The 17,305-nt window shown below is 62.7% G+C and carries 15 protein-coding genes and 1 pseudogene; 14 read left to right on the forward strand and 2 right to left on the reverse strand.

Annotated elements, in window-relative coordinates:
• Positions 1–113: 113 nt before the first annotated feature.
• Entirely contained in the window at positions 114–764 is a 651-nt protein-coding gene (locus L0966_RS18120; protein WP_234053373.1) for a hypothetical protein, read from the forward strand.
• A gap of 54 nt (positions 765–818) precedes the next feature.
• Here the strand turns inward: L0966_RS18120 and L0966_RS18125 are convergent, their stop codons facing one another.
• Positions 819–1,319: a GrpB family protein gene (locus tag L0966_RS18125; protein ID WP_234053374.1), complete on the reverse strand. Its 501-nt coding sequence runs from the start codon at positions 1,317–1,319 to the stop codon at positions 819–821.
• 11 nt (positions 1,320–1,330) lie between these two features.
• Entirely contained in the window at positions 1,331–1,912 is a 582-nt protein-coding gene (locus L0966_RS18130) for a recombinase family protein (RefSeq protein ID WP_234053375.1), read from the reverse strand.
• A gap of 164 nt (positions 1,913–2,076) precedes the next feature.
• Here L0966_RS18130 and L0966_RS18135 point away from each other — a divergent pair, with 164 nt between their 5' ends.
• From L0966_RS18135 to L0966_RS18185, 13 genes and pseudogenes are all read left to right on the forward strand, one after another.
• A complete protein-coding gene (locus tag L0966_RS18135) occupies positions 2,077–2,478 on the forward strand; it encodes a hypothetical protein (protein WP_234053376.1) in 402 nt (133 codons plus the stop codon).
• Between the two features lie 397 nt (positions 2,479–2,875).
• A pseudogene (locus L0966_RS18140) lies at positions 2,876–3,700 on the forward strand (ArdC family protein).
• A gap of 784 nt (positions 3,701–4,484) precedes the next feature.
• On the forward strand, positions 4,485–4,607 hold the full coding sequence (locus L0966_RS22300; RefSeq protein WP_255684127.1) for a hypothetical protein: 123 nt from the start codon (positions 4,485–4,487) through the stop codon (positions 4,605–4,607).
• 202 nt (positions 4,608–4,809) lie between these two features.
• Positions 4,810–5,106, forward strand: a complete 297-nt coding sequence (locus L0966_RS18145; protein WP_234053377.1) for a hypothetical protein — start codon at positions 4,810–4,812, stop codon at positions 5,104–5,106.
• 925 nt (positions 5,107–6,031) lie between these two features.
• Positions 6,032–6,346 carry a DUF736 domain-containing protein gene (locus tag L0966_RS18150; protein ID WP_234053378.1) on the forward strand — a complete coding sequence of 105 codons (315 nt, stop codon included), beginning with the start codon at positions 6,032–6,034 and terminating at the stop codon, positions 6,344–6,346.
• A gap of 661 nt (positions 6,347–7,007) precedes the next feature.
• On the forward strand, positions 7,008–7,853 hold the full coding sequence (locus L0966_RS22305; RefSeq protein WP_234055284.1) for a class I SAM-dependent DNA methyltransferase: 846 nt from the start codon (positions 7,008–7,010) through the stop codon (positions 7,851–7,853).
• On the forward strand, positions 7,792–8,571 hold the full coding sequence (locus tag L0966_RS22310; RefSeq protein ID WP_234054550.1) for an N-6 DNA methylase: 780 nt from the start codon (positions 7,792–7,794) through the stop codon (positions 8,569–8,571). The genes L0966_RS22305 and L0966_RS22310 overlap by 62 nt, the downstream gene beginning before the upstream one ends.
• On the forward strand, positions 8,561–9,853 hold the full coding sequence (locus tag L0966_RS18160; protein ID WP_234053379.1) for a restriction endonuclease subunit S: 1,293 nt from the start codon (positions 8,561–8,563) through the stop codon (positions 9,851–9,853). Before L0966_RS22310 ends, L0966_RS18160 begins: the two co-directional genes overlap by 11 nt.
• Positions 9,850–10,539: an abortive infection family protein gene (locus tag L0966_RS18165; protein ID WP_234053380.1), complete on the forward strand. Its 690-nt coding sequence runs from the start codon at positions 9,850–9,852 to the stop codon at positions 10,537–10,539. The genes L0966_RS18160 and L0966_RS18165 overlap by 4 nt, the downstream gene beginning before the upstream one ends.
• Positions 10,536–11,696, forward strand: coding sequence for an ImmA/IrrE family metallo-endopeptidase (locus L0966_RS18170; protein WP_234053381.1), 1,161 nt, complete (start codon positions 10,536–10,538; stop codon positions 11,694–11,696). The genes L0966_RS18165 and L0966_RS18170 overlap by 4 nt, the downstream gene beginning before the upstream one ends.
• Positions 11,696–12,196, forward strand: coding sequence for a DUF4411 family protein (locus L0966_RS18175; RefSeq protein WP_234053385.1), 501 nt, complete (start codon positions 11,696–11,698; stop codon positions 12,194–12,196). The genes L0966_RS18170 and L0966_RS18175 overlap by 1 nt, the downstream gene beginning before the upstream one ends.
• The gene (locus tag L0966_RS18180; protein ID WP_234053398.1) at positions 12,193–15,336 is read left to right on the forward strand and encodes a type I restriction endonuclease subunit R; all 3,144 of its coding nucleotides are present in this window, start codon (positions 12,193–12,195) and stop codon (positions 15,334–15,336) included. The genes L0966_RS18175 and L0966_RS18180 overlap by 4 nt, the downstream gene beginning before the upstream one ends.
• A 650-nt stretch (positions 15,337–15,986) precedes the next feature.
• Complete coding sequence (locus L0966_RS18185) at positions 15,987–17,186, forward strand: DUF932 domain-containing protein (RefSeq protein ID WP_234053400.1); 1,200 nt, start codon at positions 15,987–15,989, stop codon at positions 17,184–17,186.
• Positions 17,187–17,305 lie beyond the last annotated feature (119 nt).

Below are 17,305 nucleotides of genomic sequence, written 5' to 3' on the forward strand. Positions count from 1 at the left end.
GTCGATATATGTCGCCTAAGCCTGGCAGTTGAAGCGTCATTTTTGGCTTGACTCTACATGCGCTGAATAACACCGTTATATAGCCCAATCACGGGTAGTGGGAGATTATCGATATGGCGCTTGCATCAGTTGCTCCCGAAATCGAATACACCGTGGTCGTCGCCGAAGACGCTCAGCAGCAGTTGCTCTGTATCTCCAAGGGGTTCGAGTATATCCCCGAGACCATGAAGCATGTCTACGGCCAGAGCACCCGGCCCCCGCTTGAGGACTTGTTCCTGACGGAGCTGGATTTCTTTCGCGGGAAGTATCCCGCGTATGACATTTTCACGCTCGGGTCGAGCTGCGTGTTCGGCGAAAGGTTCGTCAATTACCTGACCATCTGCGAGTTCACCCTCGCCGATGAAGCCGCGTTCGAACGCCTGAAGCATGCGCTTTGGGAGTCGGACCAGGCGATCCGAAAGAAGTTTCATGCGATGTGGAAATGGGATATCGGGGCCGCGGAAGGCCTCAATATCGCGTTCATGGTCGGCTTCCTGGATCTCGCCTATTTCATGCAGCATCGGACCGCGTTCCGCGGGGCGGCGCACAAGAATTATATGGGGAGCTTCACCACCCCGGACACGATTATCTCGTCCAGCGATTACAAGGTGCTGCACAGCGGGGAGATCGTTCCCTTCGACATTCAGAAGCTCGACGACGCCGATCGGAACGTCGCCATGAACTACGAGAACATTCGTTTCGAGACCCGCCCCAAGGCCGGCTGACACATACGTGACCGGATGCCGCGATCAGCGTAATATTTGGGTCGCGGTGTCCGCTTAATTGTCTGTCATAGACCGAGCCTTTCTGACAATATCTGATACGAAAGTTGATTTTTGGCTCGTGTAATCGGTCCATGTTGGCTTGCCTGCTGCAAGGGCTGTTTTTAGCGCCTCGTACTCCATAGCAACATTACGATGTGTTGAAAGATAGTCGCGGAATAGTATTCTATCGAACCATTGTTTTCCTTGATATTCAAGGATGTGCACAACCACTTTTCGGCAAATGTTGTCGGGCCAGCAAAGCCATGCGTGCTTGGGTGTGTCACCTTCCGAGATGTACTCATTTCGGACAAGCAGGCAGCTCGATTCCGTTATTGCAATTGGTGCTACTCCAACCATTATGTCGACCACATCCTTGGCGTATATAAAGCCAAGAGACGTGCTTCCGATGTGCTCTATTTTTGCATCAGGAAGTATCGTCATAAGACGTGTTGCATGATGTGCAAATCGTTGTCGCCATTCGTGGTGTGTTGGCGCTATGAGCGTGACGCTATCCATGGAGAGCCGCCTCATTGGGGAGTTGATTGTGCCGGCGCCCGTGCCGCCGGCACATGCCGGTAAAGGGTCGAGACCGAGACCCCGAGGCGGGCCGCAATATCGGCAACCGTGATCTCCGGGTCGGCGAGCATCGCCTGCGCCGCCTTCACGTCGGCGGCGCTGAGTTTCCGCGGCCGGCCGCCAAACCGGCCGCGCGCCTTCGCCGCGTCGAGTCCAGCTCGCGTGCGCTCTCGGATGCCCCCCCGCTCGAGCTCAGCCAAAGCCCCGAAGATCTGAAATACCTGCCGGCCGCCGGCCGTGGTGGTGTCTATCGCCTCGGTCAAGGACCTAAATCCGATGCCCAGGGCCTCCAAATCCTCCACAGTTTCGAGAAGCTGCTTCAGCGAGCGGGCGAGCCGATCCAGCCGCCACACCACCAGCGTGTCGCCTGGTCGCAGATAGTCGAGAGCCGCCGCGAGCTTGGGCCGGTCCCGCGCCGCTCCCGACGCGCTTTCCTCAAAGATCCGGTCACACCCGCACCGACGCAGCGCGTCGAGTTGCGAGGCGACCGTCTGGTCGCGCGTCGAAACGCGCGCATAGCCGACCAAGCTCATCACAGCTTCCCAAAACTCGTCACAGGATAGGCAGTTTTGAGAGACAGGACCCGCCAGCGCGCCGTGGCCGCGCGGGGTCAGTCAGATGTATCGCAAAAACGTTCATTTATAATATACTACAGGCCGTGGTGAACAACACAAGGCAAAGGCAGGTGGTCATATCCGTGAAACGCAAATTGAAAGATGCAATAGCCGCGACCGATCTGGTGCAGGACATGGTCGGGAAGGCCCTTGACCTCTTGCAGCCGGGCTTCAGTGGACGGATTGTCAAAGGCTACGGCGTCTATGATGCCCCTGCTGCGCAGCGCGCCGCGCTGCGTGAGGCGCTGAAGCACCTCAACGAGGCCATCCAGCGGCTCGACGTCACCTCCTGGCCGACCAATGTGGACTATGACCGATTGGAGAGACGATGTCCGAGCGGCTCATGCATGTGGTGTCCACGATCGCAATCGGCATCGCCATCGTCGCAGCAATTTGGATCACCCTTCGATTTGCCGATGGCTGGCTTGCCCGTCGCACTGGCGGCGGGCGTCTATGTGGAACGCTCGCAGTTCGATGACCACTGAGGGACACCCGCCGCTTGTTCGACGCACCGCAGGCCGGAGAACATGACGAGCGGAGCGAGGGACGACGGCCCTCGTCCCGACAGCTTTCAGCCGGCCATGGTGCTCGGGGGGCGGATAGGGGCGGCCGTAGGCCGGGACTGGAGCCACGCGTAGCGGCGAGCCGCGAGCATGGCGAGGACCCACGCCTTCCGCTCCCCGAGCACCATGGCATTTCTCGCCGCCGAAGGCGGCCTCGCAATGACTCCCGTGCCGTCCCCGTTTACCATCCCGCCGTAGGTGGGGCGAAGTAGGCGAAGGCCGGACCGCGCCTTCCACCTGGCGCCGTAGGTACGGCCGCAGCCTGTGGTAACCGGGGGCGGGGCGGCTACCGTAATGGGCCCAGCAGCTCGGCACCCAAGTGCGCAAGGGGGAGAAATCCGCCCTTGTCGTCTATGCGAATGCCATTGAACGCACCGTCGAGACCGAGGCGGGCGAGGAGATCGAGCAGCGGATTCCCTTCATGAAGAGCTATTCCGTGTTTTGCGCCGACCAGATCGACGGGTTGCCCGATCACTTTTATGGGCAGGCGCAGCCGGCCGAACCGAAGGCGCCGCTTGAGCGGCTGGCCGAGGTTGATGCGTTCTTCGCGAACCTCGGGGCCGATATTCGAGAGGGCGACAACCGCGCATTCTACCGGCTCGACGAAGACATGATCCGGATGCTGCCGTTTGCCGCGTTCGTGTCGGCCGAAGCCCATGCCACGACGTTCGCCCATGAATGCGTCCACTGGACCCGCCAGCTGAGCTGACTGAAGCGTGACCTTGGTCGCAAGACCCATGGTGACGCGGGCTATGCGCGCGAGGAGCTTGGCAGTGCTTTTCTCGCGGCGGACCTCGGCCTTGCGATCGATCCCCGTGACGACGCCGCCGCAGATATCGACGATTGGCTGAAGGTGCTCAAAGGCGACAAGCGGGCGGTCTTCCAGGCGGCAAGCCATGCGGAGCAGGCCGTTGCCTTCCTGCACGGGCTTCAGCCGGGCGGTCAGGCGACCGAGGATGACACCGAGGAGCCGGAGGAGCAGCGCGCCGCCTCCTGGCGCCGCCCGATCCTACTCCTTCCGATCCGCCAGCGGATCGCGCCGGCGCCTGGAAACGCCGGCGCCAAACCTCCTTGCGGTTTGGCCGAAGCAAGATCGATTCATCTGTGTGCGAAGTATTGTTTGATTGCGCGATGCGCGCGATAGTTAATGTGCCTGCCCTCTATTGAGGGTCTCAAGGCCGAGCCGCCTTCTCATGCCCTGACCAGGGGGTCGGTGAGCCCCGTGGTGGCTTTCTCTAGTCCTTCAGCCACCACGGGGAGGTTCGGCATATTGTCGGGACCAACTCAGAACCCGGTTCCTGCGAATCTGGGGGTCTGGAGTTCGAGCCTCCACAGTATGCCTTTAAATCAATCACTTAGAGATTTAGCGCAGACTAGAAAAACAAATTAGTCTGCGGTTTAGTCTGCGGAAATCCGGCCCGATGGTGGGGTCGACGCGCCGCGACATTTTGACTCCCCGTTTACGCTGTCGCCGCTTCGACAGGAATTCGTTGGTCGAGTGCCATGGGGAGAGTGGATGACCGTCCGGCAGCTCATCGCCATCGCCCCACCCGGGGACAGATGATCTTGGCCCCCTCTCCCCCGCGACCGCCGCCTGCTCATGGCTGGGCCGCACGCTCTCAGGGCGGGATATAGCCGCCACAGCCCCAATCCGTCCGATCCGCCCCGTTCGCCGCGCAGCCCAGGCCATGCTCGCGCGCGGCCGCCACCTCTCCGTCGCGCGCTCACGCGTCTCGGGGAGCCATGTCTGGGGACATGCCTCTGGCATCGACGAAGAAGGGATCGGAACTATGGCTAGGGCCGTGAGGAAGGCGAAGACCGACGCGATGACGGCGGAAGTGGCTGCGGATGCGGACATCCGCAGCATTGTGGACGGAGGCGGTGCAACGGTTGAACCGGCAGCCGGTGCGGCGGCTGAGAAGTAGGCGATGGCGGAAGACACCGAGCAGCTTCTCGCCGGCACCGGATGGCTCCCCACCGTCCTGCGGACGGAACGGCCCCAATGGCTGGACACGCCGCAGGACGAGGCCTGCGCCGACGCTGCCGAATAGCCGCGACGGCCTGGGCTGCAGCGGTGACCCCGGCCAATCGCCCTCGGAAGCCGTCGATGTTCCGGCCGTTCGCACGGCACGGCCGGAGACCTCGAGCGCCCGATAGCCGGAACGATGGTCACGAGATCGTCGCCCGAAGCCGCGCTCCGACGCCTCGGCTACTGTGGTGCCGGAGCGTCCCCATCGGAAGGAGGCCGACGCCATGATCGCCGTCATTGCCCTGCCCGTGGCTCTGATTGCTGCATTGTGCATCCTCACCTATCGGCTCGCGACCTTCGCGCTTGCCCGTCATGCTGGCCTTGCCGCTGCCCGTTTCGCCCACGGCACCGGGACTGGATCCGTCGGTGCAGGCATCGACGGAGTCATCTCAGGCGGAGCCTCCTTCGGCATCCTGACATTCCTGTTCGCGAACGTGCGCGCTCCATTCGTGCGCCTCGCCGTCGCTGTGATTTTCGCCGCGCCGGCCACCGTCACGGGCTATGCCGTCGTCCACGCGTGACCGGCGCATGTCGTCTCCTCTCTGGTGGATGGTCTTCTGCCGCGCCGGCGGCGCATGCACCGCCCTTGCGCGGCGGCGCGGCTGACCGATCCGCTATGATCCGCCGCGCCGATGACTGCACAGGACGGAGGCCACACGCAGCCAAAGGTTTTTGGGGCGTCGCCCGGCGGGCCGGGCTCTACGCGCCGCAAAGGGCAGCTTCCGGAGCCCCTGCGGGTCTCCGCCTTCGGTTGCGATCCCGGACGCCAAGGGCGGTGGCGGACATCTCCCCCGGATGAAGCCCCGCCTGCAGCGCGACTCCTCGTGGCGCCGGGCTCAGACGATGGCGGGGAAGGGGCACAGGAATCCGCCCTCTGTCTCCCGCAGGCCCGCTCCCGAGCGAACGGCGCGAAGAAGCCCGGTTCGCGATGCGACTTGAACAGGCGATGCAGCTTCGACCCACGCGGCAACGCTGTTATTCCTCCGAATGCCACCTTGAACCCGGTAGCGCCGGCCATCGACGACATTCCGGTCGCAAACCCCTTGTCCTGGTTGTCCCCTGCGGGAGAACTGCGAACGGTTCACCTCGCTGCCGCGGCCGAGGGCTTTGCCCGACCCTTTTGACGAAGCCCCCTCATGGTCACGACGTGAGCGTGCAGCACCGACGATCGCCATCGCGCGCTTCCTTCCCTATGCCAGTTTCACGCCGCGTCCATCACGACCTCGATTGGTCTGGGTCTGACCGAAGACCAGCGCCGCTGAAGCATCGCCTCGATCTTGAACCCGCAACGTCCGCCTGCGGCTTTCTTCCGCCGCCGGCCAGGGCCGGCTTTGCAGCGCGAGGCAAGAAAGTCCTCGCCGGCCATTGCGGGCCGATCGTCCCCGGTCGGGCGCCCCTCATCGAGGCCGCGATCGGCACGGCCCGACCAGCAAGGGAACCACCACAATGGCCACCATCGGCACGTTCACCGCCACCCCCAAGGGCTTCAAGGGCACGGTCAACACCCTGAGCCTCAACGTCAAGGCGGTGGAGTTCCTTCCCGCCGAGGGCGACAACAACAAGGGGCCGGACTTCCGCATCTTCGCCGGCGACACCATCGAATTCGGGGCGGCGTGGAAGAATCGCTCCCGCGAGGGCCGCGACTACCTCTCCGTCAAACTCGACGACCCGAGCTTCCCGGCTCCGATCTATGCGAGTCTGGTGGAGACCGAGACCCAGGGCGAGTTCGCCCTCATCTGGTCCCGCCGCGCGGCCGACTGATCCCGGCCCGACCGAGGAGCCCCGCCTCCGGTGGGCGGGGTTTCGCCATGGTCATGTCCGCGCGATGTGGCACTCGGACGACATACGACCGACCGTGACCGGCTACCACGGCAGGAGTTGACCCAAGGTGGCCCTCCGGGCACGGCATCGCGAATGGCCGCTTCGCGCCCCCATGTCGGGCGCTAACACTGCGTTCGCCGATCTCCAAAAGCGGACACTGGCCATACTGCTTGCGAATGTCTGCTGATTATTTAGGCGCAGGCATTGGTGTTGTGGTCCGCGAAGGGGGAGTAGGAGTTCGATACGGAACGCGACAGCACGAATCTTACCGCCGAGCCGGGGCAACCCAATGGTGCGGGAGCGACGGCGGGCGGCATGGAGACCATACATATAGCATCGTCGCCCGCCATCGCGCGGCGATGCTGCGGTTGCCAGCGCCTTGGCTATTGGTCGATCGAACCACTTTTCCCTTGCCTCACAAGGCGACATTAAGCATTCATTAACCGAAAAAGTCCGATCAACGGGGAATCCAGGATCGGGGGAGTGCGTCGTGCCACGAGGGAGAAAACCGGGGAGCAAGAATAGTGCAACAAAGGCCGTAAAGCCCGGCCCTTCGATAGCTGCAACGCTGTTCGCGGCGGCCGACAAGCTGCGCGGCAACATGGATGCCGCCGAATATAAGCACGTCGCACTGGGCCTGATCTTCCTAAAGTATATTTCCGACCGTTTCGATGCCCGCATGGCTGAGGTCAAGGCGAATCCGGAAGAGGCGTCCCTGCTCGACGATCCCGACGCCGCCCGCGACCTCATCATCAGTGAAGGGATCTTCTTCGTGCCGGGACGGGCGCGCTGGACCTTCCTCAAGGAGAACGCCACCAGCACCAAGCCGACCATCGGTGAATTGGTCGATCAGGCCATGATCGCCATCGAGGCGGAAAACCCCACGCTCAAGGGCGTTCTTACCAAGAACTACGCTCGGCAGGAGCTGGATCAGACCAAGCTGGGCGAAGTGCTGAAACTGATCTCGGACATCAAGTTCGAGGGTGCGCATCACGGGCAGGACGTGCTGGGTCGCGTTTATGAATACTTCCTCGGCGAGTTCGCCAAGTTGGAGGGCAAGCGCGGGGGGCAGTATTACACGGCGGGCTGCGTGGTGAAGCTGCTGGTCGCCATGCTAGAGCCGTTCAAGGGCCGCGTTTACGATCCCTGCTGCGGGTCGGGCGGAATGTTCGTGCAGTCGGAGCGCTTCGTGGAGGAGCACGCCGGAAAGCACGTTGACCCAAAAAAGGCGCGCGACCAGATCGCCGTCTATGGCCAGGAGAGCAACGCCACCACGTGGCGGCTCGCCAAGATGAACCTCGCCATCCGAGGCATCGAGGCGAACCTTGGCTCCAAGTGGGCCGACACCTTCCACGAGGACCTGCACAAGGGCCTGATGGCGAAGTATGTCCTTGCCAATCCGCCCTTCAACGACAGCGACTGGGGGCGGCGACAAGCTGAAGGGTGACGCCCGCTGGCGCTATGGCGTGCCGCCGGCGGGCAACGCCAACTTCGCTTGGCTCCAGCATATCATCTACCACCTCGCGCCGGATGGCTATGCAGGCGTGGTGCTGGCCAACGGCTCGCTCTCCAGCCAGCAGTCCGGCGAGGGTGAGATACGCCGCGCGCTGATCGAGGGCATCACGCTTGGCGAGGGCGGGCGGCAAATCCATTACCCCGGCCTGGTCGATTGCATCGTGGCGCTGCCGGGCCAGCTCTTCTCCACAACGCAGATACCTGTCTGCCTGTGGTTCCTCACCCGCGACAAGTCGAACGGCCTCTCGCGCGACAAGAAGCTGCGCGATCGGACGAACGACATCCTGTTTATCGATGCGCGGGGCCTCGGCACCATGGTCTCGCGCACCCTGAAGGAGCTGACCAGCGAGGGCGAAGCCAACGACATCCACAAGATCGCCGACACCTATCATGCGTGGCGAGAGGTCGGCGGGCACTATCAGGACGTGCCCGGCTTCGCCAAGTCCGCCACGCTCCAGGAGGTGGCGGCGCAGAGCTACGTGCTCACGCCGGGGCGTTATGTCGGCACCGAAGCAACGGAGGAGGACGAGGAGGGCTTCGACGCCAAGATGACGCGGCTCACCAACGCCCTGCGGGAGCAGATGGCCGAGGGTGCGAAGCTGGACGAGAGCATTCGCAAGGCACTGGCAGGGGTCGGCCATGGCTGGTGAGTGGAGAGCTACGACGCTTGGCGACTGCGTCCGTTTCGTGTCTGGGGGTACCCCGTCGAAGAGCAATGACGAGTTCTGGGGAGGTAACATCCCTTGGGTCTCGGCAAAGGACATGAAGACGTTCTGGGTCGACGAGACCGAGGATTTGTTGACGGCTCAGGGAGCGGCAGCTTCGACGTTTCTTGCCCCTGAGGGGAGTACGCTTCTGCTTGTTCGGGGCATGACGCTGCACAATGACATCCCTATTGTCCGTGTGCGACAGGCGTCGACCTACAACCAAGATGTGAAAGCCGTCCTGCCCAAGCCTGACGTGCTTCCTGACTACGTGCCGTACCTCTTGCTCGGCCATAAGGCCACTCTGAGTGAAAAGGTCGACGCCGCTGGGCATGGCACGGGGCGTCTGGCTCTCGATGCGTTGTTGTCCATACCGGTGCTGTTGCCACGCCGGGCGGAGCAAACCGATATCGCTAACCTACTCGGCTCCCTCGACAACAAGATCGAGCTAAACCGGCGCATGGCGGCGACGCTGGAGGAGATGGCGCGGGCGCTGTTCAAGAGCTGGTTCGTGGATTTCGACCCCATCCGCGCCAAGGCCGAGGGCCGCGACCCCGGCCTCCCCGCCGCCACCGCCGCCCTGTTTCCGGATAGATTCGGCGAGGACGGCCTGCCGATGGGGTGGCAAGAGAGGCCATTCGGCGATGTCTTCGAGATCAGGGGCGGCAACACGCCGAGCACCGACGAGGCGCGATACTGGGGTGGGGATCATTGCTGGGCGACACCCAAGGACCTCTCGCCGCTCAAGTCGCCTGTGCTGCTGGGAACCGACAGGACGCTAACGGATGACGGCGTAGCGGTGGTCAACTCTGGTCTGCTGCCTGCTGGTTCGGTCCTCATCTCGACCCGTGCTCCTATCGGCTATCTTGCCTTTGCCACATGTTCCGTCGCGATCAATCAAGGCATGGCAGGAATTGTCGGCAAGGAGCTGTCTACGGCGTTTGCGTGGCTCTGGTGCACCGCCAACATCGACACTTTCCTTGCCGTCGCAGGCGGTTCGACTTTCTCCGAGATCAGCAAGGGCACGCTTCGCAAGTTGCCAATGGTTGTGCCGACTGCTGACGTTTCAGAGGCCTTCGCCGCATGTGTCGATCCCATGGTGACGCGTCTGGTCGAACTTGCGCGCGAGAGTGACCGCCTCGCGATGTTGCGCGACGCCCTTCTCCCCCGGCTGATCTCGGGCGAGCTGCGGATAAAGGACGGTGCTGCCAAAGGGGAGGCAGCGTGACCTATCGCCTCCAATTACTGCATGCGCTGATCGAGGCCCACCCTGACAGGGCCGGACGATTGAAGGTGCACGTCGAGGCGTTGGAGACAACAATCTCGGGTGAACCCGAGCGGTGCCTGGAGCGGGTGCGCGCACTTTTCGAGGCCACGTATCATACCATTGCTCCAAAGCTGGGGTTGGGCTCTGTGGCCGGAGAAGACTTCCCCGCCCAGAACAGTAGGGTCATCAATGCCCTCGACTTCACCTTGGACGGGCACCCTGACGCCGACAAAATCGGCAAGGCCATCCGCAAACTCGTCGGCAGCATGAATGGGACTGTCGGAGCACTGGCCGAGCTGAGCAACATTAGCGGCATGCGTCATGGCGGCTCCTTCGACTGGAGGACGTTGCAGCGCCAGCACGCAGTCATGCTGGGCGGCCTTTGTGATACCCTTGTCAGCTTCCTTTTCGATGCAGCATGGAGCCGGGAGGCCGCCACTGAAGCGAACACGCCGAAGTATGGCGACTACGCCGAGTTCGACGGCTATCTCGACGCTGAGCACGATTTGGTTGAGGTCGCAGGAGCGTCTTTTGAACCCAGCCGGGTGCTTTTTCTGCTAGATCGTACCATCTATGATGCTGTTCGTGTGGAGTGGGAAGTTGCCCAGACTGCTGAGCAGGAAGCGGATGAGGGGGCCGCCGCATGACGCGCGCCGCCGTCAGACCCGAGATGTTGCGCTGGGCGCGTGAGCGCGCAGGTGTGATGACGGCTGAAGAGTTGACGGGGCGCTTCCCGAAGCTCCCGGAGTGGGAAGCGGGTGACACAAGGCCAACGCTGAAACAGCTGGAGGACTTCGCCCGCGCCGTGCATGTGCCGGTGGGCTACCTGTTTCTCCCCACCCCGCCGGACGAGCCGCTGCCGATCCCGGACTTCCGCACCCATGACGGGCGAGGCGTGCGCCGCGCCAGCCCGAACCTGCTCGACATGCTCTACGCCTGTCAGGAGCGGCAGGGATGGTATCGCGAGTTCTCACTTGCCAGCCGTATGCCCGACGCCGACTTCGTGGCGAGCGCCACGCTTGACCAGCGCCCCGAGGAGGTTGCGGCGGTGATGGCGCAACGTCTCGGCTTCGATCTTGCTGCCCGCGCCGCCTGCCGGACCTGGGAGGAGGCATTGCGCCTCTTTATCGGACAGGCCGAGAAGCTCGGCGTGCTTGTGATGATCAGTGGCATCGTGCTGTCCAACACCCACCGCGCCCTCGACCCGCAGGAGTTCCGAGGCTTCGCGTTGGTCGATCGCCGTGCGCCGCTCATCTTCATCAACGGGGCCGATAGCAAGTCCGGCCAGATGTTCACTCTCGCCCATGAGCTGGCGCATCTGTGGCTGGGGGCTTCCGCCCTTTCCGATGTCACGCCCGCGAGCCTGAACGGGCATCGCCGGGAAGAGGTGTGGTGCAACGCTGTCGCAGCGGAGCTGCTGGTGCCGCTAGCGGCTTTCCGCTTGGCCGTGCAGCCCGGTGAAGCCACTCACGTGGCAATGCAGCGTCTCGCGCGGCAGTTCAAGGTCAGCACGCTGGTGATTTTGCGGCGGCTTCTTGATGCAGGTGTCATCACGCGTGATGCATTCGGGCAGGCATGGGCCATGGAGCGTGAACGTCTCCGCGCATTGGCCGAAGCCGCGGGGTCCGGTGGCGGCGACTTCTACCGAACAACCCTGTCCCGCGTCGGCAGACGCTTCGCTCGTGCGCTGGTCGAGAGCACGCTGGAGGGCCAGACCCTCTATCGTGACGCCTTCCGCATGTTGGGAGTCGCTAAAACCGAGACCTTCAACACGATCGGTCGTGAGGTGGGGGCGATGCTTTGATGCGCTACCTGCTGGACACCAACATTTTCATCCAAGCACGCAACCTGCACTATGGCTTCGACTTCTGCCCGGCCTTCTGGGAATGGCTCGTTGCCCAGAACGCGGCGGGCTTGGTCGGCAGTATCGACAAGGTCTCCGACGAATTGGTTGCAGGTAGCGACGACCTTGCCGAATGGGCGAGGGCGCGGGGCGACGCCTTCTTCGTGCCACCTGATGATTCGGTTGTTCCTGCGCTGGGGCGCGTGAGTGCTTGGGCAACAGCGCAGGCCTACGAGCGCGCAGCCATCGCAACGTTCCTACAGGTTGCTGATTACTGGCTCGTCTCCCATGCTCTTGCGCACCGTTGCACTGTAGTTACTCATGAGGTGCCAGCGGACACGGTTCGCAAGATCAAGATACCCAACGCCTGCATTGGGCTGACTGTATCCTGCATCAGTCCCTACGAGATGCTCCGGCGCGAGCGCGCCCGCTTCGTGCTCGGTCGACCGGAGGGCACATGAGCGACACTTACCCTACGCCTCCCGACCGCCACCGCATGGAATTGGCCGAGGAAGCCGTCGAGTTGGCGGCGCTCTCGTGGTTCGAGTTGCTTGGCTGGCGGAGCGTGCCGGGTGACTATCTCGCACCGGATGGGTCTATGGGTGCGCGGGCAGACTACCGCGAAGCGATCCTAGAACCTGAACTGCGCAGCGCCATTGCCTCGCTGAACCCCGAGGCAACCGCCGACATGGTCAATTCGGCAGTGCTCAAGATCAAGGCGTCGCAGAGCCAGGACCTTATCGAGAACAACCGCCTGTTCCACCCGTTCCTCGTCAGCGGCGTGCCGGTCGAGGTGAACGAGAAGGGGATCACGCGCACCATTGGTATCAAGATCATCGATCAGGAGAGCCCAGGGGCCAACCGGCTGCTGGTTGCCAACCAGTTCATCGTGAAGGGTGAGAAGGGCATGGTGCGCGCGGACGTCACTGTGTTCATCAACGGCCTGCCGGTAGCGGTTCTCGAGTTGAAGAGCCCATCGGACGCCTCCGCGACACTGGAGAAGGCTCACAGCCAGTTGACGACCTACAAGACGAGGGCGCCGGAGCTGATGCGCACCAACCAGGTGCTTGTGATCAGCGACGGCAGCAACGCACGCATCGGGTCACTAACAGCTCAACTGGACCGCTTCGCCCCATGGAGGACGATTGACGGTGTGGGCATTGATGACGCTGGGCGCTCTGAACTTGAAGTTCTGATCCGTGGCGTGTTCGCGCCCGAGCGCTTTATCGAGCTGATTTGCGACTTCATCGCTTTCGAGATCAAGGACGGCACGGTCAAGTCCAAGAAGCTCGCCGCCTATCACCAATTCCATGCCGTGCGGAAGGCTCTCGCTTCGACCCTAGCCGCGTCCCAGTCCGGCAGCCGTAAGGGCGGCGTCGTCTGGCATACGCAGGGTTCGGGGAAGTCGTTGACCATGCTGTTCTTCGTGAGGCAGCTCCAGCTTGCTAAGGCGCTGAGGAACCCCACCATCGTGCTCGTGACAGACCGCAACGACCTCGACGACCAGCTCTTCGGCACGTTCGCAGATCATAGCGCAGCCCTTCGCATGACGCCCTTGCAGGCAGAGACGTCGGAAGAGATGCGCCGCTTGCTTGCAGTCGATATCGGTGGTCTGGTCTTCACGACCATCCAGCGCTTCAGGGGCGAGGACGGCTCGCACCCCCTCCTCACCGACCGCAGCAATGTAATCGTCATCGCCGACGAGGCGCACCGCACACAATACGGCTTCAAGAAGCGCTACGTGGAGCGCGACGGCGGCGTGCGGGAGGCTGTGGGATTTGCTGACTACCTCAGGCAAGCACTCCCTCAAGCCACAGTCGTGGGCTTCACAGGTACGCCAATCGAAGAACGGGACCGAGATACCTACGGCACGTTCGGGGATGTCATCGATACTTACGACATGACCCGTGCCGTGCAGGACAACGCAACGGTCCCGATCTATTACACCGCTCGACTTGCCCGTCTGCACCTAGCCCTAGATGACGGCGAACGAGCGCAGCTTGATGCGCTGGCTGAAGAACTGGCCGAAGGGGATGATGCTGCCGTGGAGCGCATCAAGGGCAAGCTCGCACGGTTCGAGGAGGTCGTGGGCGCACCTGAGCGCGTCGCCCAGATCGCAGCTGACGTGGTAGAACACTTCGATACGCGGCGCGATGCCATGGCAGGTGGCAAGGGAATGATAGTGGCGGTGAGCCGCCGTGTTGCTGTGATGCTCTATGACGAGATCGCCAAGCTCCGACCCAATTGGGTTTCAGCCGATACCAGCGACGACAAGTCGGGCCTCATGAAGGTGGTGATTACAGGCAACCGTGCGGACGATCCCCAACCGCTGCAACCCCACTTGCGAACCAAAGCCCGGCTGGAAGCACTGGCGACTCGGTTTAAGGACCCCTCGTCCGGATTCGATCTCGTGATCGTTCGTGACATGTGGTTAACCGGGTTCGACGCGCCATCCCTGCACACACTGTATATCGACAAGCCGATGCGTGGTCATGGCCTGATGCAGGCGATTGCGCGGGTCAACAGGGTCTGGGGCGACAAGCCCGGCGGGTTAGTGGTCGATTATCTGGGGATCGGTGCAGAGTTGAAAGCGGCCTTGGATAAATATACCCAAGGCGACCGCGACCAAGTGCGCATGGACCCTAATGAAGCCGCGCGTCAAGCACTCACTCTGCTTGAAGGTGCATTGGCGCTGCTGGATGGCGTTGACTGGAAGAATTTTTTCTCTACACCACCAACCACACGCCTGACGATCCTCAAGCAATGCCTCGAACACTTGCTGGCGACAGGCAGACGTGATGTCTTTATCGAGACGGGGTTCAAGCTGGAAGTGGCCTATGCGATCAGCGCGGGCGACGACCGGGTCATGGAGCGCGCGCACGAGATTGCAATGGTCGTGGCGCTGCGGGCAAACTTGGCGAAGTACACAATGGGCGCGGGACGGAGCCGCGCTACGGTGGAGCGCGACATCCGACAGCTGCTGTCGAAGGCGGTAATGGCGGACGGTATCCTTGACGTGTTCAAATCCGCAGGGCTGGAGCAACCGGACCTCTCCATCTTCTCAGACGAGTTTCTTGCCGAGGTACGCGGCACCAAGCAGAAGAACCTCGCTGTCGAGACGTTGCGGCGCCTGCTCGCCGATGAGATCAAGGCCAACGCCCGGACCAACATCGTCCAGTCTCAGAAGTTGAGCGAGCGCTTGGATGAGGCACTCCGCAAGTACCACAACCGTGCCGTCGACAGTGTGCAGGTCATTGAGGAGTTGATCGCGCTCGCAAATGACATCAGAGCCCATGTAGTGCGGGCGGCTGAATTAGGGTTGTCTCAGGAAGAAGTAGCCTTCTATGAGGCGCTGGCCGAAAATGGATCGGCGCGAGAATTGATGGCCCATGATACGTTGCGCACGCTGGCAAAGCTCTTGGTGGAGACTATCCGTGCATCGGCGACCATAGACTGGATCCGCAAAGAAGGTGTTCGCGCCAAGATGCGTATTGAGGTGCGGAAGCTGCTCGCTCGCTATGGCTATCCACCAGACCTCCAAAAGACTGCGGTCGACTTGGTTGTTCGCCAAGCCGAGGCTATCGCTGTCGACTGGGGTTAAAGCTGTGCATCGCTGTATAACCTAACTTCGCCCCAAAAAAACTCTGTTGTGAGCATTGCTTCAAGTCCAGCTTGTTCATCCGAGCGCCACAGCGAAAACATAGTGATCATCGCTATCCGTCGTGGCCCGCTGGAGGAGATTCGAACTGCACCTGCGTGGCTCGAACGCACCGCGCAAGTCTGCTTTCTCAGCCCTGCTATCCAAAACCGGCCAGTCCGCTCCCGGCCCCAAACCGGTCATTCGTAATAGCCGCTGCGAACGTCTCCTCCTGGCGCACCCAGCCCGTTAAGCGGGGGCAGATCTGGAACCCAAGAGGGCGCTCGGATTATTCCGATCGCCTGAAGACGCTGCGGCGAGCTGCGCTCCGGTTGCTCTGATCGGCTGCGGACGCAGCCTTGCCGATCGCGAGGGGAAGCCAAGGGGCCTTGCCCCTTTCTCCCCTCAAGCGCCGCCTGCGCATGGCAGGGCCGCCGGCGCGCAGGACGGTCCGTGACCATCATGCTTCCGACCACCGTCGTGCCGTCCCGCTCGCCGTGGCAGCCCGGCCGTGCTCGCCGGCACTTGTCCCCTCCCATTCCTGCGCGCTCACGCGCCCCCGGAAGACATGTCGGGGGACATGCCTTCGGCAGTGAGGGGAAAGGAGCAGGACAATGAACATCATCAGCACCGGCGCCAACCATGGGCAGGCGGTTTCTGAGGGTTTCCGTGTGGACGTCTCGCGCGGCGAGCGGATCGGCCGGGTGTCGTCGGAATGGTTCTCACGCCCCGACGACGAGCGCTTTCTGTCCCTCACGGAGCTTTACGATGCGGTGAAGGCCCGGGCGGATCGCGCCACGGCTCGAACCGTGGAAAGCCGGGCCGTACGCGTGGAGGCGAGCCGGGAGGATGCCGAGCGGCTGTTCCTCATCTTTCCGGGACAAGAGGCGCCTGTTGCCCCGACCCATTGGAGCTTCGGCCAGTTGTGCAGCCTTGTTGGCGTCCCCGCCGCCTACATGCGGCAGCTTCCCGCCCCGCTCGCCGGCATCAATCTGCAGCATGGCTTGCTGTCGCACCGAACCGAGCTTGTGAAGACGCTGGAGGCGGACGACGGCCGCGTCGAGCTTCGCGCCGTGACCGGGCCGGACTATGGTCGAATCTGGGACCATGAGCTTGTCGGCGCCGTCATGAAGATCGCCGGCAACGGCACGGGCGACACCCTGTGGAAGGTCCCGGGGGTGCTGGATTGGGCCACCATGACGCACAACCCCCTCGTGGACATCACCAAGGACACGACCACCCTTTATGCCAGCGACCGCGACGTGTTCCTGTTCCTCGTGGACGATACTCACCCCATCGAGGCCGGGCGCCTGCCGAACGGGGAGCCGGATTTGTACTTCCGGGGCTTCTATTGTTGGAACTCGGAAGTCGGCAGCAAGACGCTGGGCATCGCGTCTTTCTATCTCCGGGCGGTTTGCATGAACCGCAACCTGTGGGGCGTGGAGGGCTTCGAGGAAATCACCATCCGGCACAGCAAGTTTGCCGCACAGCGTTTCGCCCATGAGGCGGCACCCGCCCTTACGCGTTTCGCCCAGTCCTCCCCGGCGCCATTCGTGGCCGGCATCAAGGCGGCCCGCGAGCGCATCGTCGCCCGCACCGACGAGGACCGGGAAACCTTCCTGCGCCGGCGCGGCTTCTCCAAGACCGAAACCGGAAAGATCATCGAGACCGTGTTGCGGGAGGAGGGCCGCCCGCCGGAAAGCCTGTTCGACTTCGTGCAGGGCTTGACGGCCCATGCCCGCACCAAGCCCCATCAGGATGGCCGGCTTGAACTGGAGGCGAAGGCGAAGAATTTGCTTGAGCGGGCAGCATAGACACCAAAGTCGCGTGGCCGATCATCGGCTGCGCGACTTTCCGCATCCGGGAGTTTCCGCCGATCCGTCAATTCGGATCGGCCGCGTGCGGAGGAGACGGTCCGCGGCTCGCCGGGCTA

It is taken from the genome of Xanthobacter sp. NM-59 (assembly GCF_021401125.1).
GTDB lineage: Bacteria > Pseudomonadota > Alphaproteobacteria > Rhizobiales > Xanthobacteraceae > Xanthobacter.

Bases quoted from the DNA above. Each gene is read 5' to 3' on its own strand.
- L0966_RS18130 (WP_234053375.1), bottom strand. From the start codon at position 1,912: ATGAGCTTGGTCGGCTATGCGCGCGTTTCGACGCGCGACCAGACGGTC.
- L0966_RS18180 (WP_234053398.1), top strand. From the start codon at position 12,193: ATGAGCGACACTTACCCTACGCCTCCCGACCGCCACCGCATGGAATTG.
- L0966_RS22300 (WP_255684127.1), top strand. From the start codon at position 4,485: ATGGCGGAAGACACCGAGCAGCTTCTCGCCGGCACCGGATGGCTCCCC.
- L0966_RS18160 (WP_234053379.1), top strand. From the start codon at position 8,561: ATGGCTGGTGAGTGGAGAGCTACGACGCTTGGCGACTGCGTCCGTTTC.
- L0966_RS18170 (WP_234053381.1), top strand. From the start codon at position 10,536: ATGACGCGCGCCGCCGTCAGACCCGAGATGTTGCGCTGGGCGCGTGAG.
- L0966_RS18125 (WP_234053374.1), bottom strand. From the start codon at position 1,319: ATGGATAGCGTCACGCTCATAGCGCCAACACACCACGAATGGCGACAA.
- L0966_RS18185 (WP_234053400.1), top strand. From the start codon at position 15,987: ATGAACATCATCAGCACCGGCGCCAACCATGGGCAGGCGGTTTCTGAG.
- L0966_RS18150 (WP_234053378.1), top strand. From the start codon at position 6,032: ATGGCCACCATCGGCACGTTCACCGCCACCCCCAAGGGCTTCAAGGGC.
- L0966_RS22305 (WP_234055284.1), top strand. From the start codon at position 7,008: ATGGATGCCGCCGAATATAAGCACGTCGCACTGGGCCTGATCTTCCTA.
- L0966_RS18175 (WP_234053385.1), top strand. From the start codon at position 11,696: ATGCGCTACCTGCTGGACACCAACATTTTCATCCAAGCACGCAACCTG.
- L0966_RS18120 (WP_234053373.1), top strand. From the start codon at position 114: ATGGCGCTTGCATCAGTTGCTCCCGAAATCGAATACACCGTGGTCGTC.
- L0966_RS18145 (WP_234053377.1), top strand. From the start codon at position 4,810: ATGATCGCCGTCATTGCCCTGCCCGTGGCTCTGATTGCTGCATTGTGC.
- L0966_RS22310 (WP_234054550.1), top strand. From the start codon at position 7,792: ATGTCCTTGCCAATCCGCCCTTCAACGACAGCGACTGGGGGCGGCGAC.